The sequence below is a fragment of the Lewinella cohaerens DSM 23179 genome, from assembly GCF_000379805.1.
Lineage (GTDB): Bacteria > Bacteroidota > Bacteroidia > Chitinophagales > Saprospiraceae > Lewinella > Lewinella cohaerens.
Genome location: NZ_KB903565.1, coordinates 76,485 through 94,197, shown reverse-complemented (window position 1 = coordinate 94,197; position 17,713 = coordinate 76,485). Strand labels below are relative to the sequence as shown.

12 protein-coding genes are annotated in these 17,713 nt (G+C 47.1%); 6 read left to right on the top strand and 6 right to left on the bottom strand.

From position 1 onward, the window contains the following. Window position 1: 1 nt before the first annotated feature. The gene (locus A3EU_RS0121770; RefSeq protein ID WP_020538321.1) at window positions 2-1,804 is read right to left on the bottom strand and encodes an acyl-CoA dehydrogenase; all 1,803 of its coding nucleotides are present in this window, start codon (window positions 1,802-1,804) and stop codon (window positions 2-4) included. Between the two features lie 184 nt (window positions 1,805-1,988). On the opposite strand from A3EU_RS0121770, the gene A3EU_RS33165 reads away from it, so the two are divergent. Next, window positions 1,989-2,636 carry a TetR/AcrR family transcriptional regulator gene (locus A3EU_RS33165; protein WP_020538320.1) on the top strand — a complete coding sequence of 216 codons (648 nt, stop codon included), beginning with the start codon at window positions 1,989-1,991 and terminating at the stop codon, window positions 2,634-2,636. A 193-nt stretch (window positions 2,637-2,829) separates the two neighbouring features. On the opposite strand, the gene A3EU_RS0121755 is transcribed toward A3EU_RS33165, so the two are convergent. Beyond that, window positions 2,830-3,138, bottom strand: coding sequence for a hypothetical protein (locus A3EU_RS0121755; protein WP_020538318.1), 309 nt, complete (start codon window positions 3,136-3,138; stop codon window positions 2,830-2,832). Window positions 3,139-3,156: 18 nt separating this feature from the next. After that, window positions 3,157-4,671: a F0F1 ATP synthase subunit beta gene (gene atpD / locus A3EU_RS0121750; RefSeq protein ID WP_020538317.1), complete on the bottom strand. Its 1,515-nt coding sequence runs from the start codon at window positions 4,669-4,671 to the stop codon at window positions 3,157-3,159. Window positions 4,672-4,742: 71 nt separating this feature from the next. Here atpD and A3EU_RS31360 point away from each other — a divergent pair, with 71 nt between their 5' ends. The 3 genes from A3EU_RS31360 to A3EU_RS35075 all read left to right on the top strand — a co-directional run bounded on the left by A3EU_RS31360 (window position 4,743) and on the right by A3EU_RS35075 (window position 7,557). Beyond that, complete coding sequence (locus A3EU_RS31360) at window positions 4,743-5,039, top strand: hypothetical protein (RefSeq protein ID WP_156825861.1); 297 nt, start codon at window positions 4,743-4,745, stop codon at window positions 5,037-5,039. 180 nt (window positions 5,040-5,219) lie between these two features. Beyond that, window positions 5,220-5,846 carry a DUF4386 domain-containing protein gene (locus A3EU_RS0121740; RefSeq protein ID WP_020538315.1) on the top strand — a complete coding sequence of 209 codons (627 nt, stop codon included), beginning with the start codon at window positions 5,220-5,222 and terminating at the stop codon, window positions 5,844-5,846. 106 nt (window positions 5,847-5,952) lie between these two features. Then, complete coding sequence (locus A3EU_RS35075; protein WP_425412730.1) at window positions 5,953-7,557, top strand: DUF5691 domain-containing protein; 1,605 nt, start codon at window positions 5,953-5,955, stop codon at window positions 7,555-7,557. A gap of 284 nt (window positions 7,558-7,841) precedes the next feature. On the opposite strand, the gene A3EU_RS33160 is transcribed toward A3EU_RS35075, so the two are convergent. Continuing rightward, window positions 7,842-9,923, bottom strand: a complete 2,082-nt coding sequence (locus A3EU_RS33160; RefSeq protein ID WP_052331325.1) for a histidine kinase dimerization/phosphoacceptor domain -containing protein — start codon at window positions 9,921-9,923, stop codon at window positions 7,842-7,844. A gap of 96 nt (window positions 9,924-10,019) precedes the next feature. Continuing rightward, window positions 10,020-10,772: a LytR/AlgR family response regulator transcription factor gene (locus A3EU_RS0121720; RefSeq protein WP_020538311.1), complete on the bottom strand. Its 753-nt coding sequence runs from the start codon at window positions 10,770-10,772 to the stop codon at window positions 10,020-10,022. Between the two features lie 189 nt (window positions 10,773-10,961). On the opposite strand from A3EU_RS0121720, the gene A3EU_RS0121715 reads away from it, so the two are divergent. Then, the gene (locus tag A3EU_RS0121715) at window positions 10,962-11,288 is read left to right on the top strand and encodes a hypothetical protein (RefSeq protein ID WP_020538310.1); all 327 of its coding nucleotides are present in this window, start codon (window positions 10,962-10,964) and stop codon (window positions 11,286-11,288) included. Between the two features lie 105 nt (window positions 11,289-11,393). Here A3EU_RS0121715 and A3EU_RS0121710 read toward each other — a convergent pair whose 3' ends face one another. Beyond that, window positions 11,394-13,853, bottom strand: a complete 2,460-nt coding sequence (locus A3EU_RS0121710) for a zinc-dependent metalloprotease (protein WP_020538309.1) — start codon at window positions 13,851-13,853, stop codon at window positions 11,394-11,396. A 122-nt stretch (window positions 13,854-13,975) separates the two neighbouring features. On the opposite strand from A3EU_RS0121710, the gene A3EU_RS0121705 reads away from it, so the two are divergent. Continuing rightward, complete coding sequence (locus A3EU_RS0121705) at window positions 13,976-17,479, top strand: hypothetical protein (RefSeq protein WP_020538308.1); 3,504 nt, start codon at window positions 13,976-13,978, stop codon at window positions 17,477-17,479. Window positions 17,480-17,713: the final 234 nt, after the last annotated feature.

Here is a 17,713-nt window from a genome sequence, read left to right as displayed (position 1 = left end):
ACTAAAAGTGTGCCTTTTCCTTCAGTAGCGTCAACTCTTCATCGTTGCGCATAATCTCTACGAGGCCGTTCATTTTAGGCACTTCATAGGTAAAGTAGAAACGCATCGTGTGGAGGATACCTTCAAGATAATCATCCGTAAAGTTACCGGCACCAGTAATACTGAGTTGCTTCGCAGTAACGCCCATTTGCAGCCACTGCCAAGCGACTACCAGGGTACTAAAATACTCCATGAAGATGTTTGCGTCAGCCAGAAAACGTTCGTACTCTCCCTTGGCAGCGAAAGGTAACAGCGAGCCTAAGACCTCTTGGGTTTCTTTGATTTTTCCACCTAAGGCAGCGGCATATTTTTGCAATTCAGGTTGTTCTAGAGCTGCCTCTATGGTCGCTTTCATTTCACCAGCCAGTAGCTCTAGCGCTTTGCCATTATGCATGGTAATTTTCCGGCTCAGCAAGTCTAGTGACTGAATGCCTGTAGTACCTTCGTAGATGGCAAAAATTCGAATATCACGGTAATATTGCTGCAAAACAAAATCACTACAGAAACCGTAACCTCCTAATATCTGCAGCCCATTATCTACCGCTTCCCGGCCTTTTTCTGCGGGGAATGTTTTGGTAATAGGCGTCAGGATATCCAACAACATTTTATATTTCTCCCGGTCTTCTTCTGGCCCATAGAGGGATAAATCCAGGTACTTAGACGATTGCAACACCAAGCTTAAGCCGCCTTCATAGATCGCTTTTTGCAAAAACAACATACGGCGTACATCGGCATGCTCGATGATGAGGGTTGGGCTTTCGTTAGGGTCTTTACGACCGTTATCCAGTATCCGACGTCCTTGTGGGCGCTCCTGCGCATACTGTAAAGAAGCATGGTAAGCAGCACTAGCTATGGCTATACCGCCACGACCAACACCGATCCGGGCACCGTTCATCATCAAGAACATGTATCCCAGCCCCCGGTGAGGTTCGCCTATCAAGTAACCGGTACTATTGTCTTCTTCGCCAAAAGAAAGGTGCGTGGTACAATAGCCGCGCTGTCCCATTTTTTGAAAATCACCTGCTGTAATCACATCGTTGGGAACCAAACCATCATCCGTTGGCCGGAACTTTGGCACTACAAACAAAGAAATCCCCTTCGTGCCTGCCGGCGCTCCTTCGATACGTGCTAACACCAAATGAACAAAGTTTTCACAATGCTCATGATCGCCGCCTGAAATAAAGATTTTCTGCCCTTTGATTTTGTACGTTCCATCCGCTTGTGGGTAAGCAGTAGTCGTGATATCCGACAAAGAGCTACCAGCTTGTGGTTCCGTCAGACACATGGTACCTCCCCATTCACCACTTATCATTTTGGGTACGTAAGTTGCCTTTAGGTCATCACTACCAAAGTGAAGAATCAATTCTGCAGCCCCCATTGTCAGGCCAGTGTAGCCTGGCACATTGTTATTGGCCGCATCCATGATAAAGTAGGTAGCTGTACCTACTGTATTAGGTAACTGTAGCCCGCCATCTTCGTAATCAAAAGTTCCTCCAATAACGCCAAGTTCTGCGGATTGACGTAAAATTTTGCCCAAGCCAGGATGGGTAATGATTTTACCATCAGCATAATGCACTGGCTTTTCGTCCATCTCCCGAAAAACAGGATACAGCTCTTGATCTGAAAAATCCTTAATGGCATCAAGCATAATATTGATACTATCAACATCATGATCAGCAAAGCGCGGTAAGGTCAAAATCTGTTCTAAATCATGCGTATGCTGTAAAAGAAAACGCAGCGTATCCATATTTAAATAAGCAGCCATCGGTTGGAGGGTTTTTGAACACGTTCTAATTGCTTAATAAAACTACAGGGTTTAATTGGTTTTTGCAAATAAATTTGAACACGTTCTAGAAAAAAAGAGTACTTTTATTAATAGAAATGATTTTAGGAACAGCATGAGAATAAGCTGAACCGACGTTTTACTCATTTTTTGCGCAATACTCAGTATGAAACGGGAAGCACACAAGGCGGTAGTCAGGGGCAAAATTATCAGTGTTGCCCGCAAGCTTTTCTTGGCACAGGGTTATCAGAAAACCAAGATGCGCCAGATCAAAGAGGCCGCCAGTGTAGAGATTGGTACGATTTATCATTTCTACCGAAGCAAAGAAGATATTTTTGAAAAAATCGTGCTCGAGGCATTCTTTCGAGTACTGGAACGCACCTCTCATTTTGCAGAAGGTAATAAACTCCTCCATCTGGCTTGTGAACTTTCCTGGCACGTACACACCATGGCACAGCACGCCCCCTCGGCAGAGCTCTACCTGATGTCTTATAACTCTCCTGATATTGCTGCTCAGCTGCTCATCAACCAAATCCAACGGAGTAAGACTATTTTTGGAGATCGGTTCCCAGATAGGACCGATGAAGATTATAAAATCTATGCCATGTGCGCTCGTGGGCTGATGCAAAGCATCTCTCTCCAGGCGGTGAGTGGCACCCTCACTGAGCCTGACCTTATCGTCCGTGAAAGCATTCAACTGGTCTTTAAAATAATGGATACGCCAGCGGAAGAAACCAAGAACGTACTAGAAGCTTTGGCTAAACTAGATATACCTGAGAAAGTAGCTAGGGTACTAACAACAGCACAAAAATAAGTTGTGCGGGGTGTGTTTGGTGCGGGGTGCTTGTGCGCTGAATACTTCCGAGCTCAGATTTCCTAATTCCGACTTTCGAGTGCCTGGTGCCAAAAAAAATCCTCCCGAACTTTACCGTAGTAAAATCCGGGAGGATAATATGATTTAACCAAAGGTTGTATCCCGATATTCATCGGAACAAACACAAGGTTTTCTATAGTTGACTTACACCCTGTACCAGGAGAGAAATCTCGTTGTTCAGTACTTCAATAAAACCACCTTCGATTTGGAAGATCATTTTTTTGCCAGTCTCGTCGCCTGACTGCTTGGCACTTGCTTCAAGATTGAAGAAAGTGTAGCCACCAGCCGCGGTTACGATCTCGACTTTACCTTCCGCCAATGCCGAAACAATGGGGGCGTGGTTATTCAGCACCTGAAATTCACCCTTTACACCCGGCACTTTCACCGAGCTAATGGTACCGTGAAAAATTTCACGTTCTGGTGTTAATACTGCAATATTCATGCTAAATAAGATTTAAGCTTAAGCTTCTACTTCTGCCAACATCTTCTTACCTGTCTCGATAACATCTTCGATGTTACCTTTCAAGTTGAAGGCTGCTTCCGGGTACTCATCCACTTCGCCATCCATGATCATGGTAAATCCTTTGATGGTTTCTTCAATAGATACAAGTACTCCTTTAAGGCCAGTAAACTGCTCGGCTACGTGGAAAGGCTGTGACAAGAAACGCTGAACACGACGCGCGCGGCTTACGATCAGTTTATCTTCGTCAGACAATTCTTCCATACCAAGGATGGCAATGATATCCTGCAATTCGTTGTAACGCTGCAAAATGTTCATTACGCGCTGAGCACAAGCGTAGTGCTCGTCACCAAGGATCGCAGGATCAAGAATCCGGCTAGAAGAATCCAGAGGATCTACCGCAGGGTAGATACCCAAAGAAGCAATCTTACGGCTAAGTACGGTGGTTGCATCCAAGTGAGCAAATGTCGTTGCAGGAGCAGGGTCCGTCAAGTCATCCGCAGGTACATATACCGCCTGTACAGAGGTAATAGAACCACGCTTGGTAGAAGTAATACGTTCCTGCATCAGACCCATCTCGGTAGCCAGCGTTGGCTGGTAACCTACGGCTGAAGGCATACGTCCCAGAAGGGCAGACACCTCAGAACCGGCCTGAGTGAAACGGAAGATATTATCAATAAAGAAGAGGATATCACGGCCACCTGTAGGATCACTTAGATCACCATCACGGTAGTACTCAGCAATCGTCAAACCAGACAATGCTACCCGTGCACGTGCACCAGGAGGCTCGTTCATCTGACCAAATACGAAAGTAGCTTTCGAAGTCTCCAGCGCTTTCATATCTACTTTGCTCAGGTCCCAACCGCCTTCTTCCATGCTGTGCATGAATTTCTCGCCGTAGTTGATGATACCTGCTTCCAACATCTCACGCATGAGGTCATTACCTTCACGAGTACGCTCTCCTACTCCGGCAAATACCGAAATACCGTCGTAACCCTTGGCAATGTTGTTGATCAATTCCTGGATAAGTACCGTCTTACCTACACCAGCACCACCGAAAAGACCAATTTTACCACCTTTAGTATAAGGGGCGATCAAGTCAATTACTTTGATACCTGTGAAGAGAACTTCCTTCTCAGTAGACAGATCCTCGTAAGCAGGAGGCTTACGGTGAATAGGTGCAGAGCTTGCCTTGGATACATCACCGATACCATCGATGGCTTCTCCAATTACGTTAAACAGGCGGCCCTTAATTACATCACCGGTAGGCATTGCAATTGGAGCACCCGTATCGGTTACTTCAGCACCGCGGGTCAAACCGTCGGTAGCATCCATAGCGATTGTACGTACGCTGTCTTCACCAAGGTGCTTCTGGACTTCTAGTACCAGTAGTTCACCATTCTGGCGCTTAATTTCTAATGCATTCAGAATTTCGGGCAGCTTAGCACCTTCCGCGGAGAAACTTACGTCTACAACCGGGCCGATAACTTGCTTTACTTGACCGATATTTGCCATAATCTGTCGTTCTGTAAATTGTCAACAATAGTTTTTTAGATTGCCGCCAAGGCTTATGCATACCGCACTTCTTGACCAGCTCCCTAAAATCGGCAGCAAAAATAGGCTTTTGTCTTGATAATCAAAAGACAAGCTTTACTTTCTTGCACAAGTATTTTACAAAAAAGCGTCTCACCCCCTATTATCCAGATGTTAAAAATAAGGCAGACGCCCCCGTCAAAATGCCAATTATCGGCAGCAATCAAAGGCTGGCAAATTTTATTCTCTATCTTAGTCACCTTGGCTTATTATCCGTGGTAAGCAAAGTGGCGGTAATTTCTTCTTATATCGTACCCAAAATAATTCCTATTCAAGCTGAAGTACCTTGATATAAAAAGAAAAGGCATCACCCTTGGGGGCAAAGCCTCCTTCGAGTCATCTGTAGATAGAAAACCAGTTCTTGCAAGAGCACAAAAGAAATCTATCTCTCGAAAGGAGAGGCCCACTCGTAATTCGAACATCGCTACCAAGCTTTCATCTTTGTAAACCTTTATTGCAAAAATCAACTTATGACAACCAGAACACTTGCCATTACTACCGGAGTTAGTTATCTCGTGATCTTCTTTACCGCTATTTTTGCTAATTTCCTGATGTTGGAATCCTTGCTACAGGCTCCTCTAGAAACCATCCAGCAACAGCCCCAGCTTGTTCGTTGGGGGACGCTCGCTTTTATGGTTACCGTCGTTTTTGACGTGGTCGTGGCCTGGACCTTGTACGAGCTGTACCCTACTCACCTCTTGTCTAAATTGAGCACCCTGTTTCGGATGATGCACGCCGGTATTATGGGTATTGCCATATTTGCGCTGCCCCTGGCATTGAAAGCAACTACAGCAGAAGAGGTATTGCAGCAAGTCGATGTTTTTAATACCATCTGGCTCATTGGCCTGTTCTTTTTTGGTATACACCTCATTCTCTTGGGTCGAATTATCGGCCAGCCTCGAATCATTGCCTTCTTTCTCGTAGTAGCCGGCATCATGTATATGGTCGACACTAGTGCACACTTTTTGATGCCCAACTACGAGACTTATGCCTCTATCCTCCTGGCACTGGTGGCTATTCCCAGTATTATAGGCGAGATGTCTTTTTCTATTTGGTTGTTGGTTCGGGGTGGGAAGGAAAATGAACAAAACTCCTGAGCAAAACCACCCCAAATCCCAATCCTCCCCTTACATTTAAGGAACAGCACGAAAATAAAATGCGATTTTGTTTCCAAAATAGTTAGCTAAACGATTCACTTCAAGCGTGTTAACTATTTGGGGAACCCAGAAAAAATCGCATTTTATTTTCTGCGCAATACTAAGTCTACAACAAAACCACCCCGTGAAAACAGCGGATCAGCAAAATTGGGACGAACTCGTAAGGCGACTACTACTAGGCACCGATCAGCTGCCAGCAGAGGAGCTGCAAACCGAGGACGCCCCTGCTTACGAAGACACCGAAAGCCATCAGCAACTACTGGAAGCGGTGGGGGTCACCCAAATTTTGCGGCAAGGCGCCCGGCAATTGCCCACCTTAAATGAAGCATTGCCCAGCCCGGCACCGAAAGCAGCCCTGGCCCCTTGCTCGTGGCGAAGTGTACAACACCTGCAGGCGATTCTCGACGGCCACCACCAGCCTGCCCTACCAGAGTTTGCACAGCTACTAAAAAAACACCAGAAGCAACTGCCCCACGAGGCCCTGCCCAACCTACTGGAACAATGTCGCGAACAACCCGAATTGTGGCAACTCATTGAGCCAATTCTGGGTACGCGGGGCCGTTGGTTGCTACAGCAGCACCCGCATTGGTCGGCGCTCCTACCAACGACCACCGCGCTGGAAAGCTGGCCGCTGGCTACTGGTAAAGAACAGCTAGCGCTACTCACCGCCTACCGCCGGGAAGACCCCGAAGCTGCCCGCCAAAGTCTCACGGATCATTGGCTGGAACTGGATCATAAGGCCCAAGGCCGCATCTTGCCCTCCCTGGCGGAAGGACTGAGTAGCGATGACGAAACATTTCTCGACCATTGTCGCCTTGCTAAAAGGAAAAACGTGCGTAGCGCGGCGGCTGACTTGCTGGCCAGCTTGCCCGAAAGCAGTCTGCAAGATCGCCTTTGGGAGCACGCGCAATCTTGTCTGGTACTCAAAGCCAACAAGCTGGAATTACACCTACCGGAAGACCTGCCCAAAGCCACCCAGGAAGACGGCATCTACCCTACCGGCAGCAAAACACCCGGTGGCTTGCGCCTCAACTGGGTGCAGCAGTTATTGGAGCGCATTCCCTTCACACATTGGGAGAAACATTGGCAAAAAACGCCTTTGGATATTATTCAAATGGTGGCCAAGGTGAGTTATGGCAACCAACTGCTGCAAGCACTCACCAAAAGTCTACTGCGCCACCCCGACCTGGGAGGTACAGAAGCTATGATTAAATGGTGGCTGCTCACCGACCAGCAAAGCTTGTGGAACAATACGGAAGCCAAGCAACTGTTGCAGCAGGCAACACCGGGGTTCTTCAACGCCAGCTTGCTCACTTGGCTACAGCAATTTGGGCCACTGATACCTAACGAAACCTTGCCCGCCTATTGGTTGCTCCATAGCCCACACGTTTGGCAACCTGCGCTGAGTAAGATGATTGTTCTCGGCTTTCAGGATGTTATCCAGGGGCGAAGTACGGCTAATTGGGATATATGGCATTATCGCCCTCTGCTGGAAAAGGCCGCCTACCATAGTGATCCACAACTTCTGCAGCAGTTCAAAAGCGGCTGGTCGTTTCGCTCAGGTGAATTTGGTCGCTGGCATGCCGATTTGGAAAAGATGCTACAGATTCTCCATTTTCGGNGAGAAATGGCGCGGGAGTTGGGGGGGTGAGGGTTTGATTGTTTGATTGAGGGTAAATACGTGAATGCATTTATACGAATGGCTTATCGCTCGAACTTCTGCATCCCACAACAACAAAAAACGATACTCCTCTCGACCAGCGATACTATAATGATAGAGAAAGAATGTATTGATCAGTGCGCAGGCCAACAGGCCGAAGCTCGGGGCGCGGAGCGACCAAGGATAAGGGATGGGCAGGAGCGACAGCGACCGACAGCCCGGTGGCGTAGTGGTGTTTGCTACGCAACACCACTACCGGCATAGCCCCAAATTTTTCAAAACTGAATACTGATCATCGTACCTCGCTCTACAGCTAGCCATTCGATGGTGCCCGACAGTTGCCGCACTAAGCCATTGACTAAACTCAAGCCCAGCGATTTGGTTCTCTTACCTGCTTCTATTTGTTCGGGGGTAAACCCTATCCCGTCGTCACTGACTTGCAGCAGGTATCGATCTTCCTTTTTCTTAAAATCTACTTTTATCCTGCCTTTTCTTTGGGCGGGAAAAGCGTATTTATAACTATTGGTAAGTAGTTCGTTGAGGATCAAGCCTACGGGGATGGCCGTGTCTATATCCAGGTTTTCGGTATCAACATCAAGGTTAAGTTGAATTTGTTCGGGACTGACCGCCTGGCTTTTCTGAATATTTTGACTCAGTTCCTGCAAGTAGGATTTGATATCGATGCCACTCAGCTGGTCGGATTCGTATAAATTTTGATGAATGAGGGCCATCGACTGTATGCGTTCCTGTCCTTCCTTGACCAATTTCCGCACTGCTACATCTGAGGATTTGCGAGCCTGCTTACCCAACAGGCCAGAGATGATTTGGAGGTTGTTTTTTACGCGGTGGTGAATTTCGCGCAGGAGTACTTCTTTTTCGGCAAGGGATGTTTCGATCTGTTCGTTTTTCTGCTTGATAAGCTGTCTATCTCGCTGAGCACGACGATAAGCCCACAACAAGCCCACTAAAACAATGGCCGCTACCGTTAGTGAACCTAGAAAAAGCCGTGTACGAATAGCCGTAGTTTGTTGCTCAAGCCGTGCTGTTTTTTCGGCAACCTGGCGAGCCAGTTCATTCTCTGTCAAATCCATTTCTACGGCGGCTTGAGCGAGGGCTCGATGCTGATTATTGTCTACTATCGCCATTTTCAGCTGGTAGAACGTATCATAAGTATGCCAAGCTTTTTCAAAACTACCAATGGCTGCTTGAATTTTCGACAATTCTTCTAGCGCAAAAACGACCAACTCCGTAGTATCCGCCTCAAATTTCCGAACATGACGAAGATGATTCAAGGCATATTCCTCTGCTTTTTGGTAATCACCTTTTTGTAAATAATAATCACTGAACGAACTGTAAATATTGCGCTTGACGTGTAACTGTTGATAGGTTTTTCCGTTCTCCAGAATCTCTTTAGCTGCTCTTGCGTATTTTTCCAGGTTATCATTCCCCTGCAAGAGCGCATTACGAAATAAGCCGCCAATGGCAAATCCATAGTAATCATCATTATTAAGCGCAAGAGATCCTTCTCGTAATTGCTCAAAATAGTGCCTTGCACTATCGTAGAGCGCAAGACTTACATAAGTATCAGCAATAATGTATAGCAAATAACATTCAGCATTCTTATTCTGGAGTTCACTAGCAATTGCGCGGCTTGTTTTAGCAATCCGTACGGATTTATCCAGGTCGCCCAGATAATAATACGTAATCGATATGATGGCCAGTATTTCCTGTTCTGTATTTCTATTTCCTAACTCCCGACTGTAGGCCAACCCCTTGTTTAATTGAGCCAAGGCCTCATCATAATCTCCAATTTCATTGAGCGACTCCCCTAGCCTAAGACAAAGCATGGCTTTTTTCTCCTTCCCGAATTCCTTCTCAAAAGCCTGCAAGGGTAAAAGGACATCTACGGCCTCTCCGTGTTTCCCTTGTCTTGTCAAGCAATAGTCCAACCCGCTAGCTGCCTCGTATTTTTCCTCTAAACAGGCGGGCGACGTGCAGTTCTCCAGTTGCTTTAAAGCCCGCCTAGCATAATCCGAAGCCTCCTTTATTTGGCTTCTTTTTATGTAAACAGAGCTTACCATTCGCCATGCTTCTGATGCAGCAGCAGGGTCTGCAAAGCCTTCAGCCATGCGGACCATGCGCTGAACATATCTGGCACTGCTATCTGGCTGCCGTGGGTGGTAGTATTCAGCAAGTGACTGAAAAAGGACTATTTGGTGCGCGGCTTCGGCTTGCAACAATTCAAGGTGGATACTGTCAACCCAATCGTCTTGGGCACGCACACTTAAAGGGGCTGCCAAGACACATACTGCAACCAACACTACTGCCCCAAACTGCCATTGACAATACTTAGTCATCCCTTCAATAGTTATCATTGATTGGAATATTAGATAGCGCTTGTTGGAGAATTTCATTTACCCCCAAAACGCTAAGCTTGACTTTAGCCAAGCTCATTAGAAATAAAACTTCAAGCGACTCAAAACCTCCTCTTTCTGATTGCGGCTGATCGGTATTTTTGCTGTGCCAATTTGCAAAAAATTGGCCCCTACTTCATCAATCTTCTCCATATTCACAACAAAAGAACGGTGCGTCTGCATAAAATACTCGGCAGGTAAAACAGCAAGAAACTCTTTGAGCGTAGAACGAATTACATGACTCCCTTGTGGAAGGTAAAGCTCTAGGTAATTCTTGAAAGCTTCTACGTACAAAATGTCTCTGATCAAGATTTTTTTGTAAGTAAGATCGTCTTTTACAAAAATGCTGTCTCTTATGAGTAGTTCATTCGTAACCTTGGTATGAGACGCTGGTAAATGTAGTTCCTCTACATTTTTGGCGTGAGTAAGCAAGGCCAACTCAATGGATGTGTACAAATCAGCAGAGGTAAAAGGCTTGACTAAATAACTGGAAGGCTTTGTTTCAGCCGCCTTCGCAATCGTATGCTGGTCACTAAAAGCAGAAAGAAAAATAAACGGAATTTTGTATTTATCCCGGATTCGAGCAGCTAGCCAAATCCCAGACTCACTGCCCTTGAGGTGAATATCTAATATGGCAATATCCGTATCGCCACGCTCCAGGATCACCAAAGCTTCATCAGCACGCATGGCATCTCCTGATATTTCGTAACCAATATCTTCCAACTCATCCCTCAATGCATCCAAGGTTATAAACTCATCTTCGACAATCAATACGCGTATTTTCTTTTTCATCGTTTGCACTTTTTCCTCAAAACACAAGGAGGCGTAGTCGTTTTTGTTTCAAAACCACCCCATTCATCCCATCAAACCTACCGTTCATCCCATCAAACCTACCATTATCCAGCTTCTTGCTTTTATTTGTCTAAAGTCGTTTTTCCCTCTTGCCAACACACACAGCTCTGTTCACTAAACCCTAATTGTATGAAACTCTTTTTAGCACCCGTATGCCTACTACTCACGGCACACCTCCTTTACGGACAGCAGACATCTCCTTTTTTACCTCAAAATCATCTTGCTCTTCAGCAGCCTTCCTCTTCTCTACTTGATGGCTATAGTGTTAGAGGCAGCTCGACAAGCCCTATCTCGAAAAAAATCGCCGACCGCCCCCAAGGTATCGATTCATCATTCAACAAGCCAACAACACTCACTTATACTCGTTTTCCCAATAGAAAATCACTCCCTAATCTGTTGGCGACCAAGAATACGATCAAGACTAAGATTGCTATTGTTCGCTCTGTTGACAAATGAGCTACTCAGTATAAGCTAGAGCACTGTCCGTATTTCTAACAGCCTTTGTGCTCATATAGTACCCTATACTTTAATGTATCAGGTCGTCCTGCCACGCATCCGTATTTACATCCTGCCACCACAACCAATCGGAGAGCCATCGGGCAAGCCTGGAGCTGCAGGAACCTTAAATTGTTCTGGCGACCTCCGGAATTGCTGAATTTGTTCCCGCAGATAACGTAAATGTGCCCTGTCAGGGCTATTTGTTGCCGTCGCCGTGAGGCGTTCAGGGATCAGAGCCTCTATATCTATCAAGGTCGAAAGCGCAGCGGCGGCGACTTGTGGTTGGATATCATTTCGGGCAGCGACCGTCATCAAATGGTAAACGAAACGTTGTTCTACCACTCTGGCCAATGCATGCTGGTAATTACCGGCACCACTGGCAACTTCGTCTTGTAATTGCTTACGAGTAGTGGCCATCACTTCAGTAGCCGACAAATAATAAGGCTTACGGGCAGATTGCTCGACCAAGCGTGCCAAACGCTGTGGGTTGAGTAGAAACTTGAAAGTATAATCAGCCGAAGCCTCGGCAGCTGCCAAAGGGTCCAGTGTTATTCCTGTATGAACTTTGAATTGTTCACGCCCACGCTGATAACCATAAGCTTGAGGTGGGATAAGTGCCAAGATATGTTCTGGAATCATTAGAAAATCAGGGTCAAGCGTCTCTAACATGCCTTTGAAAGCGTTGCGTTGCTCTTGATTAGGAATAATCTCTATTGTTTCCACCTTACCTTCTCCGCGTACAGCATAAGAATAATCAACTCCTCCAACTAATTTAGAAACAGCCTCCGTTTGGTAACGATGCATAAAATAGATAGGAACCAGTACATCTTCCAGTGTAGACATCGGTGCGCCGACTGCAATATTCTTCTCGCTGAAATTAATCATTGACCGCTTCCGCAACAAACTCAACCTACGTAGCTCCTCCGTAGCAGACTGTCCATTATCCCAAAGATGTGAATGAGGGTGAGCGCCTGCTACTGGCCGAGCATCCGGATCGGAAATATACTTAAGCCCAAGCTGACGGTTTTCAGACAAGATAGCCTGCAAGCCATCAGCTTCGTTTTGTCCTTCCGGAAAATCCTGGTAACCATACATAATCGTCCGCTTATCCCAAGCGCCAATACCCGTATCATAAGCTTGGTCATAGGCAATGCTACCATCAGCATCAATACGAATATAAGGATGTGGATAGTCCATCACAGATGACCTATCATTGTAGCTGGCAGCAAAGTTGTGCGCCAAGCCCAAAGTGTGGCCAATTTCGTGTGCCGAAAGTTGCCGCAACCTTGCTAGTGCCATCTCTAACAAGCGAGGATCGGCTTCGTCTCCGTTTTCGTAAGCAGCAACCAAGCCTTGAGCAATGAGAAAATCCTGGCGAACCCGCAAACTCCCCAGTAACACATGGCCTTTGATAATCTCGCCCGTACGGGGGTCAACCACAGAACTGCCATAACTCCAGCCACGGGTACTCCGGTGTGTCCAGTTGATAACATTGTAGCGCACATCCATCGGATCAGCATCCGCAGGGAGTACTTCTACCCGAAAGGCATTGCGATAACCTGCTGCTGTAAAAGCCTCGTTCCACCAGCGGCCGCCTTCCAACAAGGCCGACCGAATAGGTTCTGGTGTACCCCGATCCAGGTAGTAGACAATAGGCTCTACCGGATCACTAATAGCCGCAGAAGGATCTTTTTTTGCCAAACGATGTCGGGTAACCAGCCGCTTCACCAACGGTTGGTCAATAGGCGTAGCGTAATCGTAATAGCTAAAAGGAAAATATCCCGAACGAGGGTCATAAACTCGCGGTTCATAACCATCATCTGGTAATTCTACAAAGCTGTGGTGCTGACTCACCGAAACGGCATCCGCATTGGGCGTCACCGACCGGATATCACGCCCCGTAGCATCGCCAACAAAAGTTACCAGCGCATCAAATTCACTGTTCTTCGGGAAGCTCTTACAGCGTTCCAGGTTGATCATGCTCCGAGCAGCATCCGTTTTATAAGTCCCCTGCTTATTGCCCTTTAGGCGGCCAATCACATCATGGGCATCACGTAGCAAAAAAGGGGTTAAATCTACCAGCAATCGGTCACCTTCTATAGCTACCGCTTTGAAACCAAACAGTACCGACTGCGCAAAAGCATCTTTTACAGATTGTTGCTCTTCGATATTGTCACTCACTGCACGGTATTCATAGTTCGGTTGAACCATCAGCACCTTAGGGCCTGAGCGAACAAACTTGACGATCCGGTCGGAACCCAGTTGATTCCGGTCTAAGCCAATATCGTTTGAACCCACACCACCCGTAAGGCTGTTAACGTAGAGAAACTCTTCGTTCCAACGCGTGATTTCCAACAACAGCTTGCCACTACTTTCCTGCCAGTAAAAATTAAAATAGCCAGAATAGGCAGTACAATCTTTGGTATATTCCGTAATTGTTGGCGGAGTTTTGTCCTTGTCCTGACCCAAAAGAGGAAAGGTGAACATCAGTAACAAAAAAACGGGTAGTAAATAGTTCTTCATAATAAGAGTAGACTTGAGGATTCGAAAGATAGGGAATTCTTGCTATCCAATAAGTTTTTCATTCTCCCGTTCCATGAGGAACAAAACAAATGGAGCCTTTGCTTTTTGCGCAATAAGAATTAATGATTAGAAAACTGCTACGCTGCTGGTACCTATTGACAATAGGTCTTTTCTTGGCACTGCCAGGACAAGCCCAGAATGGTAGCTGGAATAATCAACGTTATCAATGGGTAGCCTCCGAAGGTAGTTTTACGCTGGACAGCTTAACCGTCGTTCCCTTTAGCATTCAGGCATTCCGGGCTTCCGGCACCCTTTACGACAGTAGTTTTTACACTTTCGAACAACAGGAGTTTCGTTGGCTCAAACCCGCTTCAGAAGACAGTATTCTACTGCGTTACCGCGTATTGCCCTACCAACTAACCGCTCCTTTTTCGTTGCTCGACACCACTCAACTAGAAGACAACCCCACGGGCCTCATCATTGGCAATTATAATCCCTATGCTCGCGACGGCAGCTTGCTCGATGGGCAACGCCTTAATTATAGTGGCAGTTTTAGTCGTGGCCTTTCCTTCGGTAATCGACAGGATTTGGTCCTCAACTCCAGCTTCAACCTCCAACTCGCAGGAGAAATTGGAGATGGCATCCAAGTCACGGCAGCCATTACAGATGAAAACCTCCCTATTCAGCCGGAAGGCAATACACGACAGCTACGCGACTTCGACCGCATTTTTATTCGTTTAGAAAAAGACCGCACTCAACTGACGGCAGGAGACTATGAACTACGTAGTCCTGATAGTTATTTTTTGCAATATTTTAAAAAATTGGAAGGAGCCACCTTTAGCACAAGTCGGCTAGACGATCAGGGAGGAAGTTGGAGTAACTCAGCGAGCGTGGCCATCGCCCGAGGGCAATTTCGTCGCCAACAGCTGATCACCCAGGAGGGCAACCAAGGACCTTACAAACTACAAGGCGGCAGTGGTGAACGATTTATCATTGTTCTGGCAGGAACGGAAAAAGTAATTCTGGATGGGCAAACCCTTCAACGTGGCCGTGATGCGGATTATACCATTGACTACAACCAGGGAGAAGTTACTTTTACTGCCCGTAGATTGGTCACCAAAGACAGTAGGATAGCGGTCGAATTTGAGTATGCCGACCAGCGATACCTCCGTTCTTTGTACGCAGGCAGCTCTCATTATCAAAGAGACCGTTGGAAAGCTTACGTAAACGTCTATAGTCAACAAGATAGTAAAACAGCTACCGGCGACCTGGAGCTCAGCGACAACGAACGCCAACGCCTCCAAGATGCTGGCGACCAACTCTCAAATGCGTTTATCTCAACAATCAACAACCTGGATGCTCCAGATAGCCAACGTGCTACTTACTCGACGGTAGACACACTCATTTCTTGCAACGGCGTGGACAGCCTTTACCAGTTTTTACGTTTTGACAACGAAGGCCTTCTGGTCGCTAGTTTTGCTTTTGTGGGCGAAGGCCAAGGCAACTATGTGCTCGACCCTGCCCTTACGGCCAATGAGCGAGCCTTCCGCTGGGTTGCCCCTGATCCAAGTGATTGTAGCCCACTAGGTAATTATTCTCCGATTCGCCAGCTCACCGCTCCCAAGTTGCAGCGGCTCATTACAACGGGGGGAAGCTACCAGGTGGGCAAACAAGGAGAAATCCGGGCTGAATTAGGCTACAGCCAGGAAGACCTCAACCGCTTTAGTCGCTTGGATGCCAACAACGACAACGGCATCGCTACCCGGCTGGACTGGGATCAAAAATGGCAATTAGGCACCGATTCTACCGGCTGGCAACTACAGGGAGGCGCTGAATATGAATGGGTGCAGGAAAACTTCAGGGCTATCAACCCTTATCGCTCGCCAGAGTTCTTGCGAGATTGGAGCTTGGCTTCTGTCAACGGCATTGGCAATACAGCTCCGGCTGAAGAACAGCTTGCAGGCGTCAATCTGGCGGTAGGACATCCAGACAAAGGCCAAGTCAGGTATCGCTGGTCTAGTTTTTTACGTGACTCTTTATACGAGGGCCAGCGCCACGCGGCCGAATTGCGCTGGCAAATCAAAGGCTGGGAAATTAACGGAAGTAACAGCTGGCTCAACAGTACAACTCCTGTGCTCAATACCCGCTTTACCCGACCAAACCTACAGCTCCGAAAGAAATTTACCCGCTGGAACAATTGGCAACTCAACCTGAGCGCGCAAGAAGAAAAAAGCGAACGCACTACTAACGGAAGTACTGAACTGGAATTGAGCAGCTTTTACTTCCAACGCTACATCGCCAGTTTGCAAAGCCCCGAACAGGAACAATGGCAATGGGGTGCCAGCTTTAGAGACCGGACGGATTACCAGCCACAAGGGAGCGAATTCCGCACCGCTAGTCGTGCTCAAGAAGGAGAAATCAACGGCCGCTGGCGGCCAAGTAAGTCCTTTAACACCAGTGGCAACCTCACTTACCGTGAACTAAAAATTCTCGACACCGAGCTTACCGATCTGGAGCCCGCAAAAACCTTGCTCGGGCGGATCGATGTAACGGCCAACGCATTAAAAGGAGGAATACGCAGTAACACCACCTACGAGATTGGTTCGGGGCAAGAGCCTAGGGTCGAATTCATCTATCTCTTTGTAGGTGCTGGTCAAGGGCAGTACATTTGGCTAGACAGCCTCTACAACAACGATGGTAAAATCCAACCCAACGAGATGGAAATTGCCCCCTTTCCCGATATCGCTGACCACATCCGTGTAAGTATCTTTACTGACGATTTTATCCGCACCGACAACGTCACGCTTAACCAGAGTCTACAAATTGACCCTAGCCGCTGGTGGGCAAAAACAGAAAAGAGCTGGCAAAAGTTTGCAAACCGTTTTTCCTGGCAATCCAGCTTATCTGTCAACCGCAAGGTACGAGCATTCCCAGGGGTACAAAGCTGGAATCCTTTTCAGTTGTCGCTACCTGATAGTGCCCTCGTTGCGGTGAGTGCTAATCAACGCCACTTGCTGTTCTTCAACCGGCGATCCACTAAGTACGATTTGCAACTGGAATACAACCTCCAGCCCCGCAGGCAGGTCCCCACCACAGGTTTTGAGAGCCGCCTTTTACGCAGTACAGTTATGAGGGCACGTTGGAATTTGAACAATGCGACTACCTTCCGAATGGAAGGTGCCCGCACGGAACGCAGCGCCGATTCGGAGTTTTTCAACAACAAAGACTATCAGCTTTTGGGCTACAGGTTACAGCCAGCACTCAGTTATCAGCCGGGACAAGACTATCGCCTTACGCTGACATACCTTCTACAAGAAGAGGAAAACAACCTGGAGAATACGGATGAACACCTACAACGTCACGAACTGCAACTAGAGGGCAACTATAAGCAGTGGATGCGGGCCAGTGCCCGTTATGTAGAACTCCAACTTGACGGTGATCCACGATCCCCGATTGGCTTTGTGTTGCTCAATGGGTTACAACCTGGCCGCAACTGGATATGGAATGCCAGCCTCACCCGCCAGCTAGGGCGTTACCTACAGATGACGCTCACCTACGAGGGACGACAAACAGGTCAGGCCAATACGGTACACGTAGGGCGAGCACAAGTGACCGCTATTTTTTAAGAAACAGCACAAAAATAGATTGCGATTTGGCTACGCCGCTACTACGTGGTCGCTTCGCGTCTACTACGTGGTTGTTTTTCATAATAGTTAGCTAAGCGATTCAATTCAAGCGTGTTAACTATTTGAAAAACTCAGAAAAATCGTAATCTATTTTCTGCGCAATAAGTGGACATAAAAAAAGCAGAGGCTGGAGCCTCTGCTTGGGATAACTTTTGGGCCTTTTATCAAACAAAG